The 19697-nt window shown below is 48.2% G+C and carries 21 protein-coding genes; 4 read left to right on the top strand and 17 right to left on the bottom strand.

All coding sequences use genetic code 11. The annotated features are described in order from the left end of the window. Nucleotides 1-18: 18 nt before the first annotated feature. From P364_RS38445 to P364_RS0100760, 13 genes are all read right to left on the bottom strand, one after another. The gene (locus P364_RS38445) at nucleotides 19-141 is read right to left on the bottom strand and encodes a hypothetical protein (RefSeq protein ID WP_256984806.1); all 123 of its coding nucleotides are present in this window, start codon (nucleotides 139-141) and stop codon (nucleotides 19-21) included. A 38-nt stretch (nucleotides 142-179) separates the two neighbouring features. Beyond that, nucleotides 180-1040 carry an SDR family oxidoreductase gene (locus P364_RS0100815; RefSeq protein WP_024628274.1) on the bottom strand — a complete coding sequence of 287 codons (861 nt, stop codon included), beginning with the start codon at nucleotides 1038-1040 and terminating at the stop codon, nucleotides 180-182. Nucleotides 1041-1199: 159 nt separating this feature from the next. Further along, nucleotides 1200-2516, bottom strand: coding sequence for a F390 synthetase-related protein (locus P364_RS0100810; RefSeq protein WP_024628273.1), 1317 nt, complete (start codon nucleotides 2514-2516; stop codon nucleotides 1200-1202). Then, a complete protein-coding gene (locus tag P364_RS0100805) occupies nucleotides 2513-3373 on the bottom strand; it encodes an MBL fold metallo-hydrolase (protein ID WP_024628272.1) in 861 nt (286 codons plus the stop codon). Before P364_RS0100805 ends, P364_RS0100810 begins: the two co-directional genes overlap by 4 nt. Further along, complete coding sequence (locus tag P364_RS0100800) at nucleotides 3367-4362, bottom strand: NAD-dependent epimerase/dehydratase family protein (protein ID WP_024628271.1); 996 nt, start codon at nucleotides 4360-4362, stop codon at nucleotides 3367-3369. Before P364_RS0100800 ends, P364_RS0100805 begins: the two co-directional genes overlap by 7 nt. Continuing rightward, entirely contained in the window at nucleotides 4359-5660 is a 1302-nt protein-coding gene (locus P364_RS0100795) for an ATP-grasp domain-containing protein (RefSeq protein WP_024628270.1), read from the bottom strand. Before P364_RS0100795 ends, P364_RS0100800 begins: the two co-directional genes overlap by 4 nt. After that, complete coding sequence (locus tag P364_RS0100790) at nucleotides 5650-6651, bottom strand: beta-ketoacyl-ACP synthase III (RefSeq protein ID WP_024628269.1); 1002 nt, start codon at nucleotides 6649-6651, stop codon at nucleotides 5650-5652. Before P364_RS0100790 ends, P364_RS0100795 begins: the two co-directional genes overlap by 11 nt. Before the next feature lie 443 nt (nucleotides 6652-7094). Beyond that, a complete protein-coding gene (locus P364_RS0100785; RefSeq protein ID WP_024628268.1) occupies nucleotides 7095-7985 on the bottom strand; it encodes a TIGR01777 family oxidoreductase in 891 nt (296 codons plus the stop codon). A gap of 82 nt (nucleotides 7986-8067) precedes the next feature. Next, nucleotides 8068-8589 carry a hypothetical protein gene (locus P364_RS0100780; protein ID WP_024628267.1) on the bottom strand — a complete coding sequence of 174 codons (522 nt, stop codon included), beginning with the start codon at nucleotides 8587-8589 and terminating at the stop codon, nucleotides 8068-8070. A 154-nt stretch (nucleotides 8590-8743) separates the two neighbouring features. Then, nucleotides 8744-9475 (bottom strand): YdcF family protein, encoded by a 732-nt coding sequence (locus P364_RS0100775; RefSeq protein WP_024628266.1) that lies wholly within the window; start codon nucleotides 9473-9475, stop codon nucleotides 8744-8746. 52 nt (nucleotides 9476-9527) lie between these two features. Beyond that, a complete protein-coding gene (locus tag P364_RS0100770) occupies nucleotides 9528-10079 on the bottom strand; it encodes a nucleotidyltransferase family protein (protein WP_328285942.1) in 552 nt (183 codons plus the stop codon). Between the two features lie 233 nt (nucleotides 10080-10312). After that, nucleotides 10313-11170, bottom strand: coding sequence for a DMT family transporter (locus tag P364_RS0100765; protein ID WP_236642155.1), 858 nt, complete (start codon nucleotides 11168-11170; stop codon nucleotides 10313-10315). Between the two features lie 42 nt (nucleotides 11171-11212). After that, complete coding sequence (locus P364_RS0100760; RefSeq protein WP_024628263.1) at nucleotides 11213-12178, bottom strand: metallophosphoesterase family protein; 966 nt, start codon at nucleotides 12176-12178, stop codon at nucleotides 11213-11215. Nucleotides 12179-12452: 274 nt separating this feature from the next. Here P364_RS0100760 and P364_RS0100755 point away from each other — a divergent pair, with 274 nt between their 5' ends. The 3 genes from P364_RS0100755 (at nucleotide 12453) to P364_RS0100745 (ending at nucleotide 15036) form a co-directional block, all read left to right on the top strand. Continuing rightward, a complete protein-coding gene (locus P364_RS0100755) occupies nucleotides 12453-13223 on the top strand; it encodes a DeoR/GlpR family DNA-binding transcription regulator (RefSeq protein WP_024628262.1) in 771 nt (256 codons plus the stop codon). A gap of 75 nt (nucleotides 13224-13298) precedes the next feature. Further along, the gene (locus P364_RS0100750) at nucleotides 13299-13829 is read left to right on the top strand and encodes a TetR/AcrR family transcriptional regulator (protein WP_024628261.1); all 531 of its coding nucleotides are present in this window, start codon (nucleotides 13299-13301) and stop codon (nucleotides 13827-13829) included. An 88-nt stretch (nucleotides 13830-13917) separates the two neighbouring features. Beyond that, nucleotides 13918-15036 carry an MFS transporter gene (locus P364_RS0100745; RefSeq protein WP_024628260.1) on the top strand — a complete coding sequence of 373 codons (1119 nt, stop codon included), beginning with the start codon at nucleotides 13918-13920 and terminating at the stop codon, nucleotides 15034-15036. Nucleotides 15037-15054: 18 nt separating this feature from the next. On the opposite strand, the gene P364_RS0100740 is transcribed toward P364_RS0100745, so the two are convergent. Together P364_RS0100740 and P364_RS0100735 are read right to left on the bottom strand one after the other, a co-directional pair. Beyond that, nucleotides 15055-16089, bottom strand: coding sequence for a formylglycine-generating enzyme family protein (locus tag P364_RS0100740; protein WP_024628259.1), 1035 nt, complete (start codon nucleotides 16087-16089; stop codon nucleotides 15055-15057). Nucleotides 16090-16175: 86 nt separating this feature from the next. Next, the gene (locus P364_RS0100735; protein ID WP_024628258.1) at nucleotides 16176-16721 is read right to left on the bottom strand and encodes a hypothetical protein; all 546 of its coding nucleotides are present in this window, start codon (nucleotides 16719-16721) and stop codon (nucleotides 16176-16178) included. Nucleotides 16722-17021: 300 nt separating this feature from the next. On the opposite strand from P364_RS0100735, the gene P364_RS0100730 reads away from it, so the two are divergent. After that, nucleotides 17022-17291, top strand: a complete 270-nt coding sequence (locus P364_RS0100730; RefSeq protein ID WP_024628257.1) for a SunI/YnzG family protein — start codon at nucleotides 17022-17024, stop codon at nucleotides 17289-17291. A 291-nt stretch (nucleotides 17292-17582) separates the two neighbouring features. Here P364_RS0100730 and P364_RS0100725 read toward each other — a convergent pair whose 3' ends face one another. Together P364_RS0100725 and P364_RS0100720 are read right to left on the bottom strand one after the other, a co-directional pair. Next, entirely contained in the window at nucleotides 17583-18569 is a 987-nt protein-coding gene (locus P364_RS0100725) for a glycosyl hydrolase (RefSeq protein WP_081717880.1), read from the bottom strand. A 103-nt stretch (nucleotides 18570-18672) separates the two neighbouring features. Next, entirely contained in the window at nucleotides 18673-19683 is a 1011-nt protein-coding gene (locus tag P364_RS0100720) for a carbohydrate ABC transporter permease (protein ID WP_024628255.1), read from the bottom strand. Nucleotides 19684-19697: the final 14 nt, after the last annotated feature.

Genomic DNA, 19697 nt, shown 5'->3' with positions numbered 1-19697 from the left:
GAAAGTCCTCCAGTGTTTTTATTTCGACGCATCCCGCTCCATCGCTTCTTTTACCCAATCTCGTTCAGGCAGCTTGCTGTTAATACGGAAGAGAAGTCCTACAATCGACAAAAGTAAAATGACGACGATAATTTCGAACATGGAAAAATCCCCCCGGCGTTGATTTTCATGTTTAGCTCCTATTTCAGTCCACGCGCGATAATCCATTCCAGCCATTTCCATGGCAGCAGCAATTTGCCGATGATAAGTAAACGGGAGCCTTTGCCCAGCGCATAACGAAGCCTTGGTGCACGCATCCGTGCGATACGGGCAATCAAATCGGCCACTTCCTGCGGATCAGGTGCATTCTCTCCTGCATGCTGGGAATAACGGAGAATCGCATCCAGCTTCTCTTTATATGGAGAGCCATCGCTCCTTTGGATTTCACCCAAACCTTTATTCCAGATAGGCGTGCGATACGCACCTGGCTCTACCAACACAACCCGAACGCCGAAAGAGGACATCTCATGTCGCAAGCTTTCGGTGAAACCTTCCACAGCGAATTTGGATGCAGCATACGGCGCATAACCTGGAAAACCGGACAACCCACTCACGCTGGACAAGTTGATAATCAGTCCCTGCTTTTGCTCACGCATGATAGGCAGGACCGCACGCGTAACGGCAACCAAGCCAAAGAAATTCGTTTCCATTTGCCTACGCCAATCGTCCATGGATACTTCCTCAATAAATCCGCCAAGTGCAAATCCTGCATTGTTCACCAGCATATCGATTCGCCCATTGTTTTGAAGTACCGTCTGAACAGCCTTCTGTACCGAATCAGCATCCGTCACATCCAGCTGAATATACTGCAACCGATCCGAAATACCCGCTTGTTCTGCCAGCCTCGCCAATTCTAAATTCCGACTCAAATCACGCATCGTTGCCACAACACGATATCCTTGTTTGGCCAACGTAATCGCCGTGAGCATGCCGAATCCGCTTGATGTGCCTGTAATTAACGCCACGGGAGCGTTGTCGCCAATGTTCTTCCATTTATCCATTGTCTGGCTCCCTTTATGTTCTTCCTCTATTGGTATCTTCTGTTCCTTCATCTGTTTCACCTCTTCCCTCGGTGGATTAATCAGCATTCACACATACACACGCAGCTCCCGACACGCGATGTAGCAGTGCATATAAACAGAAGTCGGCATTACAACATTTCATTCAAGCTGTCTCTCCACTCTGCGCAGCTTTGTAATTCCCGGTTCAAACGTATAGGGAACGAATTGGATGTCGGGTACACTACATTCCAGCCTCGCACCCAGCTTCATTAGTTCACGCTGTACTTCGGCCTCCACCTGCTGCACCCCTTCTCCTCCTCCGAGCCGAAGCGATATCTCCAGCGTCCCGTTACCACGCTGTACGACGCGATAATGTTCGATATTCGGAGAGGCTGCAATCACCGCACGCGTCACAAAATCCGGAAATACAGGTACGGCTTCACCCGTTTGTCGATGTGGAAAATAAAGCGTGTCATCACAACGGCCCTCGATCCGCTCAATAGCAGTGAACAGAGAACCACAGGAACAAGGAACCGCTGCCTCGGTCAGAATGTCGTTCAGCCGATACCGAATAATCGGCTGTGAGGTTCTGGAGAAGTCCGTGATGATAGGCACGAACCTCCGAGTCGCAGGATCAATGAACTCTTTTTCAATATGAACGATGTCTTCATTCAAATGCAGCGTGCCAAAGCGACAGGTCGCGCCCAGGAACCCTTCTGTGCACTGATAGACCTGATGAACAATCTGTCCAAAGACATGCTCCAGTACCTTGCGATCCAGCGGGTCCAGTACTTCGGCAACCGAAATGATTTTGTCCGGTACAGCGGTCAATGTGCCTGATGTATAAGCGTCAGCCAGCATTCTTAGCATGGAAGGTGGGGCTACCCATACGGTAGGTCGGTATATTTCCAGACGTTCAACCAAGGTATCGACACGCTCCAGCAGATCAAAATATTGAAATTGCAGCTTGCCCCGCTGCACCGATTCATACAGATTACTGTTGGCCCGCAGGAAAAAGGCGATCTTGGCAGGCTTCCACAGTCCGCCAGGCAGGAGCTTGGCCAGCACTGTCCCTGTCCACGCATCCTGCTCCCGATCACTCACCAGGAAGAGCCCCCGGTTGCCTGATGTACCCGAGGACAAGCCCACTGTCACGCCCTGAACGGATGGCTTAAAATCACGCGTTTCCTCGCTTTCCCCGGCGAGAGCCATCGCTTCGTCCTTGGAAATGCCCACCGTGTTGAGCCGATCGAAATGCTGCATCATGATTGTTTTGTCAATCAGCAGAAAGCTTCTCCAGTTGGATGCATCAACATCACCCCACCACTCCCGGTAAAAAAGTGACTTTTCACGAACCCGCTCCACTTGCCGAATGATCTGGCGTTCCTGCCAGCGTTCAAGCTGCGTCCGCGTTTTCCAGTTTCTCAATCCCCGTGCGAGTGCATAATGATAGACAATACGCAGTGTATTACTCATACATCCTCGGCCCCTGTGCCCCAAGAATTCAGCGCCTCACGGCAATGACTGGGCACAATCCGAATCTCGGAAAACTGCTGATGCAACTGAACCAGTTTGTCAAAATTCCTTCGATACGCCAAACGATCCGACATAATAATTCCAGCGAGTGGGTGAGGTCTGCGTTGTTCCTGAAAAGCACGACTCGACCACACCGCGTCCGCACACAGAAAATAGTCATGTGCCTCTGTACGGAGCAAAATCCCCATCATGCCCTCCGCATGACCCGATACGTCAACACCCAGCAGACTGCCGTCACCGAAAATATCGTATACCTCAGAAAAAGGAAAATGCTCCCCCGCTTTTATCCATCGCTCCGGCTGCTTCGTAACAGGCAATGATCGGTCATCAAAGTCCTTCGGCAGCAGTCCGGACAGAAAGCCTGCCTTTACAGCCGCAATGGGTCCAAGTGAACGCACCGCATCGTAGGCTCTTGGCAGATAGATCAGCTTCGCCTGTGGGAAATCCTGCACACCTGCAATATGATCACCATGAAAGTGCGAGAGGATGATATAGCGAATATCCGATGCTTTCAGCCCTAAATGAGCCAGAAAATGTACTGCGCTGTCTTCTTCACGATATACCACAGGTGTAATATGACGGTACAGTGCGTTTGGCAAGTGAGCGGTTTCCTTGAAGAAACGGGAGCTATACCCCGTATCCAGCAGAATTGGACCATATACAGGATGAATGATGCAGGCAAAGCCTGCCGGAAAAGCCACGGGACGTAAACTTCCACCACGCAGCGTCAGAAACTCCGGATGTGTGCAGTAACCTGCTGCGCCCAAATGAAGTTTAACCGATGTTGTTGTCAGCATGATTCAGCCCTCCACCAGTCTGCAAATTGTTGTAACCCCTCATCAATGGTCACCCGAGGCACATACCCCAGCTTCTCACGGGCATCCGTAATATCCAGCGTCTGTGGGATAGACAACGAACCCACCGTATATCGTGTTAATTGAGGTTCGCCCAGGGCAGGGAACCAGCGGTGTACATATTCCAGCAATGCGGCTGCTCCGTATGCTGCTCTGTATGGAATATTTCGACGGCGTAAAGGCATTTCCAGCATTCCAAACAATGTGCTCACCAAATCCTGGAACGGTCTCGGATCTCCATTGGAAATATTGTAGGCACGACCCAGCGCTTCTGTCTTGGCATCCTTGCATAACAAAAGCGCATCCACCACGTTATCCACACAAGTCAGGTCAATGAGTGCCTGTCCGCCTGCGATGATAGGTACACCCGATTTGGCATTTGCTGCAACGATTCTTGGAAAAAGGGTCTGATCATATGGGCCGAATATGGCTCTGGGACGAATCATGATCGTTGGAAGTCCATTGGCATGAGCCTGCAAAACCACTTGCTCGGCAAGCCGTTTGGTGGCTGCGTAATGATTAGCTGATTTGGTTGGCAAGGGGTCATTCTCATGTATGTTATATCGGGGACTATAATTAAAATATAGGCTCGGCGTGGAAACATGGACGAATCGCTGTACGCCACCTTTCATACAACGATCCACCAAATGCTGTGTCCCCTCCACATTGCTGCTGAAAAAATCCCGATATTTGCCCCATGGCGACGATAATGCCGCACAGTGAAACACAACATCTTGACCCGAACAGGCTTCACTCACAGCTGCCTGATCCCGTATATCTCCGTTGTAAAATCGGACGCCTGCCGCCTCAAGCTGTGCACCATGCTTTTGCTGGCGTCCCATACCCGTAACTTCCCAGCCTTGCTCAGCAAGCAATATCGCCAGATGTCTGCCCAGACATCCGGTTGCGCCTGTAACCAATGCTCTATTCATCGTTGTTCACCGTTCCATTCTATGTCGTGAGTCAAAGCTTCAGTCAGCGAAAGCTTATGTTTCCTTGCCAGACGCCAGGCGGATAGTACAACTGCAAATTGCTCAAACCAAGGTTTCACATCGTGTCTCTGGTTCACCACATCCCTCGTTCCTCGCCAGGCTGTTATCCATGCTCCCAGGGAACCCTTCCCCCAGAGCTGCTGCAATCCACTCCCCAGCATCGGGAGTGTTAACATCGCCTTACTGCCCTGCTTGGGGGTAACTACTTTTGTTTCTTTCCCCAACTCGTCTTCGTCAGGTGCAATTAAAGCACGGACCAAGCCATCGCCAGGGTGAAACAAATGGATGCCACTCGTCGCCCTCGGATTACACTCAATGGCATATAATTGCCCGTCCTCTGTTTCGATAAAATCAAAACCAATCTGCCCGCTAAACCCAGTCGCGTGCACAAATTTCCATACCCACTCGTAAACTCCTTCATGCTCCACATGTTCAAAAAAAACACTCGCCCCCACGCTGCCCGTTCGGTAGCGACTGTCGTAGGTCGTATGTGCAACGATTTTACCTTCGTATGCTACGCTGTATGTACACAACATTTGCCCGGCAACGTAGGCCTGTGCAACCCAAGGGGAAGCCGAGGATATTTCCGCGTCACCAGGAGGACCGTTTTGTAAACGGTACTGCTTCATATTACCCGTATATTTCTTCTTATCTGATGCTCCTCCATCAAAGTCTGCTGTGGAGGATATCGGCATACGAACTCTGGCAGCAAAGCGGGAGTATACGGGCTTCCATACCCACTCTCCCTCCATTTCCAGAACAGGCTGTGCTTCCAACCATTCCTGCCGACTGTTGATCAGGCGGGTATCCGGAACCGAAAGACCAAGCGACTCTGCAAGCTGGATAAAATCATATTTATGATGTAATTCATGCAGCTGCTCTATAGACGAAACGAGTACACGGCAGTGGTCGCCCAGACGTTCTGTTCCTTGGGCTATATAAAAAACTTCCTCACACATCGGAATCAACAAGTCGATCTGCCAGGCTTGAACCAGACGCTCCATCTCTAACAAGTAATTCTCTGTTTCATGACGTGGAGATGGGACCGTAAAGCACCGCTCCACTGCACTGGACAATCTGCACAAATGACGCACCGCGCTCTCCGCGACGTAAACCCGATGCCCAGCCTGCTGAAGCATACGCGCCAGATCGAGTGTTACCGGGGCCCGGCCGCCCGTGAGCAGCACATTTAAGGATACTGATGCTTGATGTTCATTCTTCGTGGATCTAGTAGTCAAAAATGAGTCCTCCCAGTGACAATCCAGCAGCTGTACCGATCATTAACACCCGATCTCCCCGCTTAATGCGCTGCTGCTTGATCGCTTCATGCAATCCCATCGGAATGGAAGCGGCAATGGTATTACCGTGATTTCGTGTAATGTCCATAAAACGATCCTCTGTTATCCCCAGCTTTTTGCGGATCAGCCGCATCGCCATCGCACTTCCCTGATGTGGAATCACCAATTGAAAATCCTTCATCTGATTACCGGTCGCTTGCAACATATCGTCAATAAATGCTGGAAGTAATCTGGAAGCCATACGAAAGATGGCCTGTCCATCCATATGAAAAAGATACGGCTCCGGTTGATCTGCCATATAATTCGAGGCATGCAGACGAGTACCTCCACCTGCGATTTCCGAAAACCGCGCGCCGCGGCTATACGTTTTCAGCGAGGCATGTACGATCCGTGAAGACTCTCCTTCAGCGGAGCGTTCAATTATGACAGCAGCGGCTCCATCACCGAACAGAGCAGCACTTTCCTTGTTCGACCAATTTAATCCCTTCGAAGCGATCTCCGTAGCTACAAGCAGCACCCTTTTATAACGACCGGCATCCACCATGTAGGAGATAACATCCAATCCGTTCAGGAAACTTAAGCAGGTCGCATCCATGTCAAAAGCCGGTACACCTGAATCCTGCTCCCCCATCGCCTGCTGAATGAATACCGCTGTACTGGGTAAAGGTTGTTCCTTTGTCCCGCTCGTGCACACCAGACAGTCTATATCTGCAAACGTCAATCCTGCATCCACAAGTGCGGCTTCGGCAGCCCTTGCTCCCATGTATGAAGAGGTCTCTGCACCGGAAGCGTAATGGCGCACACCTACTCCTGTTGCCTTGCTGACCCAGCCCGCAGGCACGTTCAAACGGCGATCCAGTTCCTCATCCGTGACTTCCTGTTCAGGTAAATACTTGCCTGTTCCAACAATCCTCACTCTTCTAAGTTGCATATGACCTACCTCTTTCTATCTTCTGACTGATCGATATAAGTTCAACTAATGAATATTTAGACTGACACTCCGCTGACAGAACCACCTTCCGATCAATTTTTTATTCCTTTTTGAAAAGGAATCATACGGCAGAAGGGGCTGTCCCATCAGTCATGAGCATGACGGGGGACATCCCTTTTTAAGGTTATTTTGGTTTAATGAATCTAGCACACGCTATTCGCCCTATTTTGTAAAGGTCTGAGGTTTAACGAATCGTAGAGACGCTATTTCGCTAATTTGATCCATTTTTAGGTTCTTAGCCCGTTTTGTACCGGAATAACGTTACTGAGGTTCGTTACACTTGGCATTTCTTAATCATTCGCCTTTTAAGACGTTGAGGGTTCGTTAGCGCTTATTCTTGTACCCTCACTCAGACCGAAAGCACACCTCTATGGATAAGCACACTATTTCCCCTGCTTCAAAATCTCGGCCAGAGCAAGATCAAGCGTATCGTATTTGAACGTAAATCCTTCCCGTTCAAGCCTCTCGGGGATCACCCAGCGGCTTTTGAGAACCAGTTCTGTTTCGGTCCGAATGAATCGCGCTCCCAGTTCAAGCATCCAGCGAGGCGAAGGAAGTCCAATCCGAACTCCCATTTGCCGCCTCAGACTCTCCATAAGCTGGCGGTTCGTGACAGGATGCGGAGAAGAAGCATTAAATACGCCTTCCAGTTGCGGACGCTGCTGAACATAGAGCACCATGCGGAACAAATCCTCTATATGAATCCAGCTAAACTGCTGGGTTCCCGGTCCTTGTGATCCACCCAGGCCAAAACGGACCAGATTGGTCAGTGGCTCCATGACGCCGCCTTCTCCCAGTACAATGGCAATCCGTAATGCGATCTGACGCGTAGACGGCAGACTGAATTCAAAAAAAGCCTTTTCCCACGCCTTGGCGACATCCACCGAGAATCCGGAGCCAATCTCGCCCTCCTTCTCCGTCATGGGTCGATCTTCTGCATGTCTATATATTGTGGCCGTGCTCGAATTAATCCATAGTTCGGGAGGGTTGCTACAGGCCAGAACAGACTCGCCCAAAATGCGGGTTGTCCGGGTTCTGGATTCCAGAATGATTTTGCGGTTCTCGTCCGTGTAACGGCAGTTTACGGATTTTCCGGCCAGGTTAATCAGCAATTCTGCACCTTCAAGTGCCTGATTGATTTCAGCCTGGTTCTCCCAGGCAATATGACCGGGCTGACGTGAGATAATGAGCACCTCATAACCAAGCTTCATGAATCTTTGGGCAAAATCCTGTCCAACAAACCCTGTTCCACCCGCCAACACAACCTTTTTCACGGTATCCCCTCATTTCCCCATACTGGGTAAAGCAAGTACGCTATATATGGATTAACACCGTCTGCGACCGTTTTGTTTGATTTTAATTTGCGCCCAATGCTGCGTATAAGCGATTGCGTTCTTCGATCGCCCATGTGTTTGTTGGGTTTTGCTCCAACTGATACCGAAGCTCGTCATGGAAATCATGAATCATGAACCCTTCGGGCAGATTTCCCAGCATAGCTGTAAAATTGTATTCTGGCAGTTTTCTTTGTCCTTTTCCGATCTGCTCCAACCATTCCATCCATTCGGCAAGCGTCAGTACTTCTTCCTGCCATAGCTCGGCCTGTAGTCCGAGTGCATCCTGAAGTTGCTCATAGGCAAATGGATCAGAGAAAGGGCGGCATGCTTGCACAGCCAGTTCATACAACTCGATTACTGCGAGCCGTACCTCATGCTCAAGCTCGATTTCCAATCCTTCCATGAAGTCCTGAACCTGGATGCTCAGTCCGTCATCATATAATAATGGTGCTTGTGCCAACAGACGTACAATCTCTTCCATGTCATGCGCTGAAATTTTCTTTTGCTCATAAAGAGCAGGTAACCTATATGCTGTAATGATCATTCACTCCTACATCTTTCTTCTATTAATGACGTATATTATATCATGCTTTGGCGGGTTATCCTTGAATCACTTTAACGATAACAAAAAGACAACCTTACTCTTTCAGGAGAGCATAGGTTGCCTTTCGTGTTCCTATTGGAGAAGCAAACATCGTCTAGATAAACGCTTTAACCGCTGCAAAATACTCACGGATCATATTAATCGGTTTCAGATAGCCCGGTGAAGGAGCCGAGATGCCGTATTCGGCGGCGTAACCGTTCTTGGCAGCCAGATACTTGGATCTGAACATATGGTAGTCACTTGTGACAATCATGATCTCGGGATGCTCCAGCCCGGTTGCATCAATGATTTTTTTGGAAAAAGCCATATTCTCCTGGGTACTTGTCGATTGATCTTCCATAATGACCTGTGAGGGGCTAATCCCCTGATCAACCAGATAGTTTTTCATGGCGAGTGCTTCCGGAATCGATTCTCCCGGCCCCTGCCCGCCGGACACAATCACTGGCGTATCAGGATGACTACGAATATAGTCCAGACTGGCATCTAGCCTTTGTTTCAAGGTCAATGACAATTCCGTTCCCTTGATGCCCGACCCCAAAATAATGACATAATCCGCTTCTTCCGGATCATTCGAACGAAGCTGAGTAAACACAAGCGCTTCGATAATGACAAATGAAACCGCAGCGATCCCGAACCCTGTAAGAAGGATGCGTTTTAGCAGGATATGCTTTTGATAATCAATCCGTCTTAGCACGATAAAAGCTACAGTGATCATGCCAAAAAACTTCACCGCGAAGTTCCAGCCCCAGAAGACCAGAAAGAACACCAAACATGCAACGAAAATAAGATCAAGAATCAGGCCTTTTTCTTGTATAAACTTTTTCATAAATCCAGTAACACTCCTTCTCGAGCCTTCACTTCCATTATATGCCCTAGATTCAGGATCTTATAATCGTAAGCTTGGGCCACTGTTGTTGCCAGCACTTCTTCTCTACACGCTGATTATAATAGTCTGCATCCGTGAAAAACGGACTTTGGCGTACGATTAACGTATACAGATCCTCCAACCCATGCGGGGCACAGATATCCACCTGATCCTGATTATCTAACCTTACACCTATGGCAGTGACGATTTCTGGCCAATATCGAAGAGCATCTTCTGTTGAATGATATGGCTCGTTTCCATTGTGCAGATGCATCCTAGCCTGGTTTTTCACCGACCACTTCAAATTACCTGTCTCTTCACGAAGCCTTTGTTCCAGCAGCTGATCCCGCTCCTCACGCATATCTTCCGTATCATAGTAAACAACATCAATATCGCTGTGCAGTTCGCGAAGAGGATAACCATGAAGCATATCCCAGATATAATTGCGAATATACCCCGCACCTATGTAACACTGAGGCAGTTCAAGACTGCGAACCCGCAGCAGGTCGTGCATGAATTGTCCATGCTCCGTAATCGCCTGAATCAACTTTTCCTCATGCAGCATATAACGTCTCTCCCTGTTACTTTGTCTTTTTAATTGTAGAGCTACCATTGCTCACTTCACTTTACCGAAACACTGCTTGTTCCAATATATCATGTTTGAGTACCCTCAATAAAATAAACAAATCCCCTCAGGAGTCACCTTAAGCTCATCTGAACAGATGTTTCTTAAGATCATTTACCCTGAGGGGATTGAATGAGGAGATCAAATAAGGGATTGAGCCTACTAGAATTCCATTAACCCCACATGCCAATCAGTAATATGCCGCCAAAAATAACGATGGAACAAAGAATACGCTTCTTCCCCTGCTGTTCTTTCAGTAACAAAATACCGAGGAAGGCCGCGAATACCGTCCCCACTTCCCGAAGCGGGCCCAATCTCGCCATCGGTGCCTGCTGTAATGCAAACAGGAATAACAGGTACGAGCCCGGATTCAGCAACGCTCCCAACATAATGGTTGATCGGTTCTTCTTCCATTCCTGACGCAGTTGGCGGGAAGCGAGCAACGCTGGAGTCAACCCGGCAACAAATCCAATGTTCGTCACTTCAAGTAAGGACAAGGGTGAAATATGCTCCAGATTCAATTTGTCCACGAACACATAACTGGTTGTACATAAGCCAACACATAAGGCCATCAGAACCGGCTTTGATCCTGTTACCCTTGAGCCCGATTTGCCATCTCTGCTTCCCACACCACTAAGCACCGTAAATCCTACAATCATGCAGGCAATACCCATCCATCCGAATAGAGACAACGTTTCCCCCAGAAAAGCAACGCCGATCAATGGCACCAACAAGGTGCTCGTTCCCCGCATAATCGGATAAATCTGCGACAAATCGCCCAATTCGTAGGTCTGCGATAGCAGCCAGGAATACAAGGCTTGCAGCGCCATCGATAACACGAGTAGTGCATAGGCTGGCATGGATAAAGGTTCACGCACCAACTCTACGATAAGCACAGGCAGGAGAATCACGGTCGGAATCATCATGATGGACCATAAAAACACGCTTTTGTTTAAACTGCGTTTGGTGAACATACTCCAGACCGCGTGAGCCATCCCGGAAGCGAGCACCAGAACTATAGGTAAAATCATAATCAAAACGTTCCTCTCTAATCCCTTGCTCTTCTATATTTTCTATTGTGCCGAAGTGTTCTCAGGTTGATGTTCTGGCTGTTCCCTCACAACAGAGCCGTCCTCCAAGCGAAGCCAGGTATCGAAGCTGCGTTGTCCCGCCTGCAAATGAATGACCCGACCTCCGCGCAGCATGCCTTCCCTCCCATATGTACTGTGTCCACTCGAACGCCCGTAGCAGAGACGTATACCATGGTACGTCCCCTGAAAATCATTCACATGATCATGTCCGCAAAAGGTCCCTATCACATCGCCCATCTCCAGCAGTGCAGAGAACAGACCCGAGTTCACTTGGGCAGAGCAAACAGGTTCGTACTTGCTGCCGTAACAGATCTGCGTGTCCCACATGGACTGATATTCAGGAATCGGGATATGGAAAAACGCCAAGGCTGGGAGCTTATCCCCGCGGCTGCGGCCGGGATTGACGCGTGTGGATTCAGATATCAGCCATTGGATCTGATTGGGCTGAATCCAGCCATAACCCGGAATCGACTCAATCTGGGAATAGTTCCCCGAATCGAGTAAATACAACACGGCCGCCGGACTGCCATCCGCTCCGGCAATCTCCAGTGTATAATTGCCCAAGCCTGCAATCTCACGCGGCCCACGTTCCGTCACAGTATGTGCATGCTGCTGAATGACATCCATTAATCCATCGGGGGTAATCCGATTCTCTGTATCATGATTGCCGTACACAAAAGCCCAAGGAATACCACGCTCTTCCACCACCGACACAGCATCCCGGAATGCCTGCTCCGGATGTTCGCATTCCTTTTTGCCAGGATCAACCGGTCCCGTGTAGATGACATCGCCTGTAAATATAACCAGATCGGGCTGTTCCCCTTCAATTATCGTTCTCATTAATTGCCGGGTCCGAAGATCTTCAGATCGCCCGTCCTTCCAGTGCAGATCTGTAAATTGTACGATTTTAAAAGTTCCATTTTCTTGAAAAGCAAGCTGACGTTTCACCCTTTTTCCTCCCTGATGATCCATGTACTATGGACCAAAATATATAATGTTGTTTGTTGTGGTTTTAAGTTGTTTCATATGATCTTATCGTCACATCATATTACTGTCAATACATATTAAGAACAGGATCCAAACCTTATTTGCACCTCGATTACCATTTCGAAATTGACAAGGACTTCTCTCCAACTTAAACTATTAAAACAACAACAATCCACACTATCTCACAACTCTAAAATATATAAAACTTTGATCGAAACTTCAGGAGGCACAACCCATGTCTTTAACGTATGAAGAACGCAGACACACCATTCTTATCCAGCTTGCTACCCAGGGCAAGGTTCAGGTACAGGTTCTGGCGGATCTGTTTCAGGTATCTACGGAAACGATCCGGCGGGATCTGGATCGACTTGAAAAGGAAGGCGAATTACGCAAAGTTTACGGAGGCGCTGTACGTGTGCGCTCGGGAATGACCGAAGCCCCTTTTCAAAAGCGTGCGCAGCTTCAACTGAACGAAAAGCAGGCCATTGGCGTGGCAGCCGCCGCTCTGATAGAGGATGGAGAGACCGTTATGCTGGACAATGGCACAACAACACTGGAGATCATGCGGCAGTTGCGACATCGTTCTCAGGTAACCGTCATTACCAACTCCGTTCCCATTCTCACCTGTGCACTGGAGGAATTTGCAGGCAAAATCATTTTCGCCGGAGGAGAAGTCACTCCGGTCGTTCAAGCCTCTACCGGACCTATTACTCATGAATTGCTGAGTCGATTCAAAGTCAACAAGGCATTCATCTCAGCAGGCGGCGTTTCGTTAACGGATGGGATCACAGATTATGTGCTGGAGGAGGCACTCATCTCCCGTAAAATGATGGAGCGTGCGGAGGAAGCCATTTTGGTCGCTGATCATACCAAGTTTGGACGCTCCACCTTTGCCCAGATTGCACCTCTGGAACAAATATCCATGGTAATCACAGATTCCGGATGCCCAGCAGAATGGGTAGAAGCTCTTCACCAAATGGAAATTGAAATGGTTCACAGCATTTGACAATGTGAGCCATTTTCTATATTTTAGAAGTATAATGATCGTTCTATCTTATTCTGGAAGGAGGTCTTATTCCTTATGAGCAGCAAAAAGGAAACGCTGTTGAACGTGGCGGAGGAATTGTTCTACCTTCACGGATTCCACTCCATTGGCTTGAAGCGAATTATCACAGATGCCGGGATTGCCATCATGACGTTATATAATCACTTCGAATCCAAGGATGATCTCATTGTAGAAGTACTACGACGGCGCGAACAGCGCTATCTGGAACAACTTCGGCAGTACGCCGACAATAAAGCGCAGCCCGTATTCCTCAATCTGGCTGAAGGCCATGCACGCTGGTTGATGGAGCATGAGTCAAGAGGATGTTTGTTTTTGCGTGCCAAGGAGGAATTTGGCGGAGATACAAATAACGTCATTGTACAAACCGTTAATGCGCACAAGAAACATGTGATGACCCTGATTAAAAATCTTGATCCTGCCGCAAGCGACCGTGCAGTGTTGCAATTTATCCTGCTGCTGGAGGGTTCCACCGCGCTCGCCGAGACAGAAAATGTAAATAATGTGTGTCGGGAACTCGTTCACATGACGCAGAATAGTTTCAAATAGTCCCACACTGGGTGAGTTAGTATTTCAACTCACTTTTTTATTTCAAAGAAAATATAATGATCGTTCTATCTAAAAGGCGGTGGATTTAATGAAAAAAGTAATTTTCCCAGGGATTGCACTTATTGCTGTATGTTATGCATTCGGGAGATTCAGCTACGGGCTGTTTATGCCGGAAATTTCGGAAGCACTGCAACTGGACGATGCCCAGTCCGGAGCAATCAATTCCGCAACCTACATTGCATACTGCCTATCCTTGCTTAGCGCTCCTCTCCTTATTAATCGTATGGGGCACTATCATGTCATTCAAATAGCGGGTGTTAGCGCTGTACTCGGTTTACTGGGCATTGCCTTGTCTCCAAACGCGTTTGTTCTCACAATAGGCGTATTTCTCGCCGGATTAAGTACAGGCTTGGCCTCCCCTGCATTGGGTAACACTGTCTACGCTGAGCTTGCGCCTGAGCAGCAAGCCAGAGGAAACAGCTGGATTAATACAGGTACCAGCTTTGGCATCATCGTATCCGGTCCCATCTACTGGCTGTTCACCGAATATTGGCGGTTGACTTACATCTTCTTCGCTGTTCTCGGTGTAGTGGTTGTGGTGTGGAATAGACGTGTTCTTTCCACACGCAAAACGGAGCCTTGTACCAAGTCGCTCTGGGCTTGCATGAAGCCAACCAAACCGGGTGTAGCTCTGCTCATGGCCTCCCTTCTGACAGGCATTAGTTCTGCGATCTATTGGACATTTGCCCGAAACTTCCTTACGGACGAAAAAGGGGCCTCCGATTCGGAAGCCGTACTGTTCTGGATTGTGATGGGGATTATGGGGATTCTCGGCGGGTGTGCGGGCCGTATTATTGAACGCATTGGGATTGGATGGTCCTATCGAATAGGCCTTCTGCTCTTGTCTGTTTCACTTGGCATTATCCTTCTTCCATCGATGGCCGCCAGCCTGGTCTCAGCCGTTATGTTTGGCAGTACCTATATTTTTCTGACCAGTGTATTCATTGTGTGGGCGACCAGACTATTTCATCCAAATACGTCCATCGGGATCAGCCTTGCTTTTCTCGCGCTCGGTGCAGGTCAGTTCCTTGGTTCATCGATAGCGGGCTATACCATTGAAATGTTCTCCAATACCACTGCGTTTCTGGCCTTTGCCGTACTGGGTCTGTTCGGGTTACTCATTCGGGTGAAGCACCCTGTGTCTTAATTTTTACAAACCAACAAGCTATACATCCGCTGCGCATCTGAAACCGATATGCCCAGTAGATGTATCAGGCGTGTTGGGGATTCTCGCCGCCACTCTATAGCGATTGCAGTAGGAACGATGGCATAAGTAGGAACCGCCTTTTAACACCTTGCGTTCTTCATTGGAAGATAGTTCCGTATTAACGACTGTAGACTTCTCATGATCCGTTACGTAGTTGTCTGCGCACCACTCCCACACATTGCCTGACATATTGTACAGTCCGTATGCATTCGGAGGGAACGATTGGGATGGAGCGGTGCCTGCATAACCATCGGCTGCATTATTTTTCGTTGGAAATACTCCCTGCCAGATGTTGCAATAGTGTTGTCCATTCGGCCTTAACGTATCGCCCCAAGGATATTTCTTCTGAATCAGACCACCCCGTGCTGCGTATTCCCATTCCGCTTCTGTGGGCAGACGTTTACCCGCCCAGCGGCAATAGGCATTGGCATCATTCCAGGAGATATGAATAACCGGGTGATCAGCGCGATCGTTTACATTAGAATCGGGTCCTTCGGGATGAGCCCAGTCAGCACCTTCAACTACCCACCACCATGGTGTCTGTTGTACCACATTTCGAACTTGAGTCGCCATTTGCGGAGATACGAACAGATGAAAAACAAAAGACCAGCCAAACCGCTCTGACTCAGTCCGATACCCCGTCTCACGTACAAACTGTGCAAACTCCGCGTTGGTTACCGTACAGCCATCCAGATAAAAGGATTTTACCTGAACCTCCCTGACAGGACCTTCCCCGTCTGCTTCAAAAGCTTCAGGGTCATTCGTGCCCATCAGAAAACGTCCACCTTCAATACGAATACTTTCTTTCTCCTCTACTCTATCGGTTAGAGCTATCGTGAAATCGGCTATAGAACTGGTATGGATGGATGGCTTGTCCCCAACAGCCTCTATCGATGTAGCCTTTTCCTCTGACAAGCTCTTTTCCTCCAGCTTGCCGCCCCGGCTTGCAGAGCAGCAGGAAGAAGAAGGTTTCTTTGGCAGCTGATCATGCATCTCAAGCATCCCCTTCTATGGTTAGGTTTAAGACTCGTTCTCCCCATTGTACACGGCAGGGCGAATATTCGGATACGGTGGTGTTGTCAATACCTTTGACGATATGGTCTGATGATTTCCTCACTCCACACCTGTACTTCGATATAACGCTCCGGTCCGAGATCACCCTGTCGATTCCATTCCTGAGGCCATCCGTAGGATTGGATAAGGTCCAGAATTTCATCTTTCGTGTATATCTGTTTACGGTAAGGTTTATCGTCCATATAACGCATCGTTGGAAACAAATCGCCGTAGGTGAAACTTACGGAATCAGCAGGCAGATCCTCCCATAAAATCGTGACCCATTCCGGTTCGGTATACCATGATTCCAACCACGCGCATGCACCCAGGGTCATATAGTGAGGATAACGGTTGGTCGGTTTCCCACCTTTTGAGATAAACTGTTCGTACGCTTTTAGCTCAAGTTCTCTTCGAATCATCATGTAATCTGCTGAACGCTGACTGGAAAAATTCCGACCTTCCTGCCGGATACGCTGCGCAACCGCTTCTGCATCCTGTTCGGACAGACTGGAGAGATTACGGAATGGTCCAACATTTTTTTCAAAATAATGATACGCGTTCAGGTCTGGCATACGGATCCCGCCTCTTTTTCAACGATGTAAATACACACTCATTCACAAATGCCAGAGTTTATTATTCGTACATTCTAGGTCTTATTCAGATACATAACAACTGCTTACATCTACTCATAATGTACATCCATGTCAACAGTAGTGAAAATATCAGCAGCAAAATAATTCGTTTGGATGAAATTCACACAGTGCACTTCATTCGCAAGATTCGCTATTATTAAGGAAATATTAACCAACAAATGATAAACTAATATAAGAGAGATTACTTCATATGCTAAGGCATATAAGGAGGGCTTTATTATGTTAGGAATCAGAGTACAGCAAGTCGAGAATCAACTAATCATCCGTTGGCAGCTTTCCAAAATAGAAATTCCCATCTCAGATATTAAAGCAGTTACCCTTGATGATACATATGGTGGAAGTGAGCCTACAGCCGTTCGAATCGGCGCAGCGTATGGCGCTTCCGAAACAATTCTAATTCGCACAACCCATCAATCCTACATCCTGTTTACTTCCAATGAGGCTTTATTTCCAAAAATCAGTGCCATGCTAACCAATAATGCAGGTTAGCGGAATGCGCCAAACTTGCAACGTGCTAACGAACCTAGCGCACCTTAAACGTCCGATTCTCAAGGTATGCCAATTTTAACGAACTTCAGTGACGTTATTTCGGTGAAAACAAAGCATCTGAGCTAAAAATCGACACCTCATTGATAAAATAACGTCTCTGGGATTCGTTACATCTCAGAACGGTGTAAATGAGAGCGAATGACATGTGTCAGGTTCGTTAGGCCAAATTAACGCGAACAAGGGGCGTCCACCGTCATGTTCATGACTTTTGGGACACCCCTTGTTTTCAAGTTAATATAAGTTCAAATTACAGCCCTCTCTCCAACTCCACTTCGGTAATTGATCCAGCGTAATTACTTCTTCACTATTATATACTTCCTTCAAATACGCCACGGTATTATGATTACCACCCTTTAAGAATTCTCCCGTCCAGGTACAGAACCAGCTCCAATGCACACCTTGCTCTTTCATTTGCTTTGGATCAGGAATGGAGCCGTTCTCGGCTAAGGCAATGATTTTGCTGTCATTCACCAGTGCACGCAGATTATCATAACGTTCAGCTATTGGGCTGTGATCGCCTGCTTCTGGATACACATCCACACTCACAATGTCCACTACATCGTCACCCGGATACCACTCCGGCTTTTCGGAATTCCAGACCCAGATCAGATTACCCAGCTCATACGTGTTGACCAATTGATCATACAGCAGGCGATATAACCGCATGGCAGCTTCAGGTCCTCTGGCTCCCCACCAAAACCAGCCTCCTTCCGCTTCATGAAGCGGCCGGAATAACACAGGCACCCCAGCGTCCTTTAGTTCTTGCAGATGTACTGCAATAGCATCGATATCCCGAATCAATAGGGTATACTCTTCCGACTCAGGATGAGCCAGCGCTGATGCAAGATCATAGGTGGTCGCATCGGTATAAAAACCGCGCCACCATTCCTTCCCTGGTTCAACAATCAGATGAGTAGGTGCATTCCAATGCCAACACAATGTCACAATTCCGCCTTGCCGGTGCCATGCCATCGCATCCTGAATTTCCTGGGAGATTGCGCCGCGTTCTGTCCTTGATGGAGAATAATCCATGAGATCGAATCCGATCACCGCCGGCTTGCGGCCTGTATTCTCATTAATCCAGTTCAGATTGCCGTAATCCTGCTGACCCGACAGTATCCCTTTTCTATAACGCTCCGCCAAGTACTTCATCAGTTCTCTGGCCTCGGAAGTCGCTGCTTCATTCACCAGAATACTGCTAATCTTGCTCTCCATCATAGCTCCCCCTCACTCTATAGCATGGTCCAAGCCCATTGAACATCCAACTTTCAATCAGCAATCAGATATGTTGAGTACAGCAATCGAACGCCTACTCTTCTTCTTATCCAACAACCCCGGAGCGTTCAATACTCTCCACGAAATACCGCTGTACAAACAAATACAAAATAATGAGCGGTGCAATCGCCAGCAGAATGCCTGTATCCACGATCATGGCAACATAGTTCGGATCTGCCTTCATCCCCGAGCTCGAACCAAAACCCATCAATTGGGGAATCAACTGGTTGGCTTGGGCAGGCAATGATGCCACCTTCAGTGAGATGAGTGGACTTTCACTCATGAATAGCGCCGAATAGAATGTATCATTGTACTGCCAGACAAAAGAGAACAGAATGACCGTAATTAGCGGTGAAATGGCATTCGGCAGCATGATTCGGGCAAAGGTCCGAAACCCACCTGCTCCATCGATCAGCGCAGCTTCTTCAACTTCCTTGGGCATGCCCTTGAAGAATTGGCGGAAAATATAAATGAACAGCCCTGCCTTCAGCCCACCTGCCGTAGCCGCGGTAATCATGGACGGCCAGTATGTATTCAGCAGATTGATCCCCTCTCGTCCCGTGAACAGATGAACCATCCCCAGGATGTCAAAGTTACGGAAATGCAGATACATCGGCACCATCAGGGTGCTCGTCGGAACGAGAATGGTGAGGATGACCAACACAAACAGCACATTGCTGCCAGGAAAAGAAAAGCGGGCGAAGCCGTACCCGGCTAACGCACAGGATATGGCTGTGAGCAGCGTTGTAATCATGACGAACAACAGCGTGTTCGCCAGCAAAGGCAAATAATCCATCACCTGTGCCGCAAGCTTGATATTATCCAACGTAAAATGCTGAGGAATCATATAGATAGTCGGATTATAGATATCCTGTTTATCCTTGAACGCAACCGAGATTTTAAGAAATAACGGATACAAAATAATAAATGAAATACCGATAACCAGTGCATATCTGAATATGGAATACAGGAGGTCCGATGTCTTGTTTCGTACCCTCTGCATGCGGTAGTTTTCTTTCGGAACCACCACCATGCGATCCGTTCCCGACACAGCCATAGTCTCATGCCTCC

The organism is Paenibacillus sp. MAEPY2 (assembly GCF_000499205.1).
Classification (GTDB): Bacteria; Bacillota; Bacilli; order Paenibacillales; family Paenibacillaceae; genus Paenibacillus; species Paenibacillus vandeheii.
Note: the sequence above shows the minus strand (reverse complement) of the source record. Positions and strands in the feature narration are given on the sequence as shown.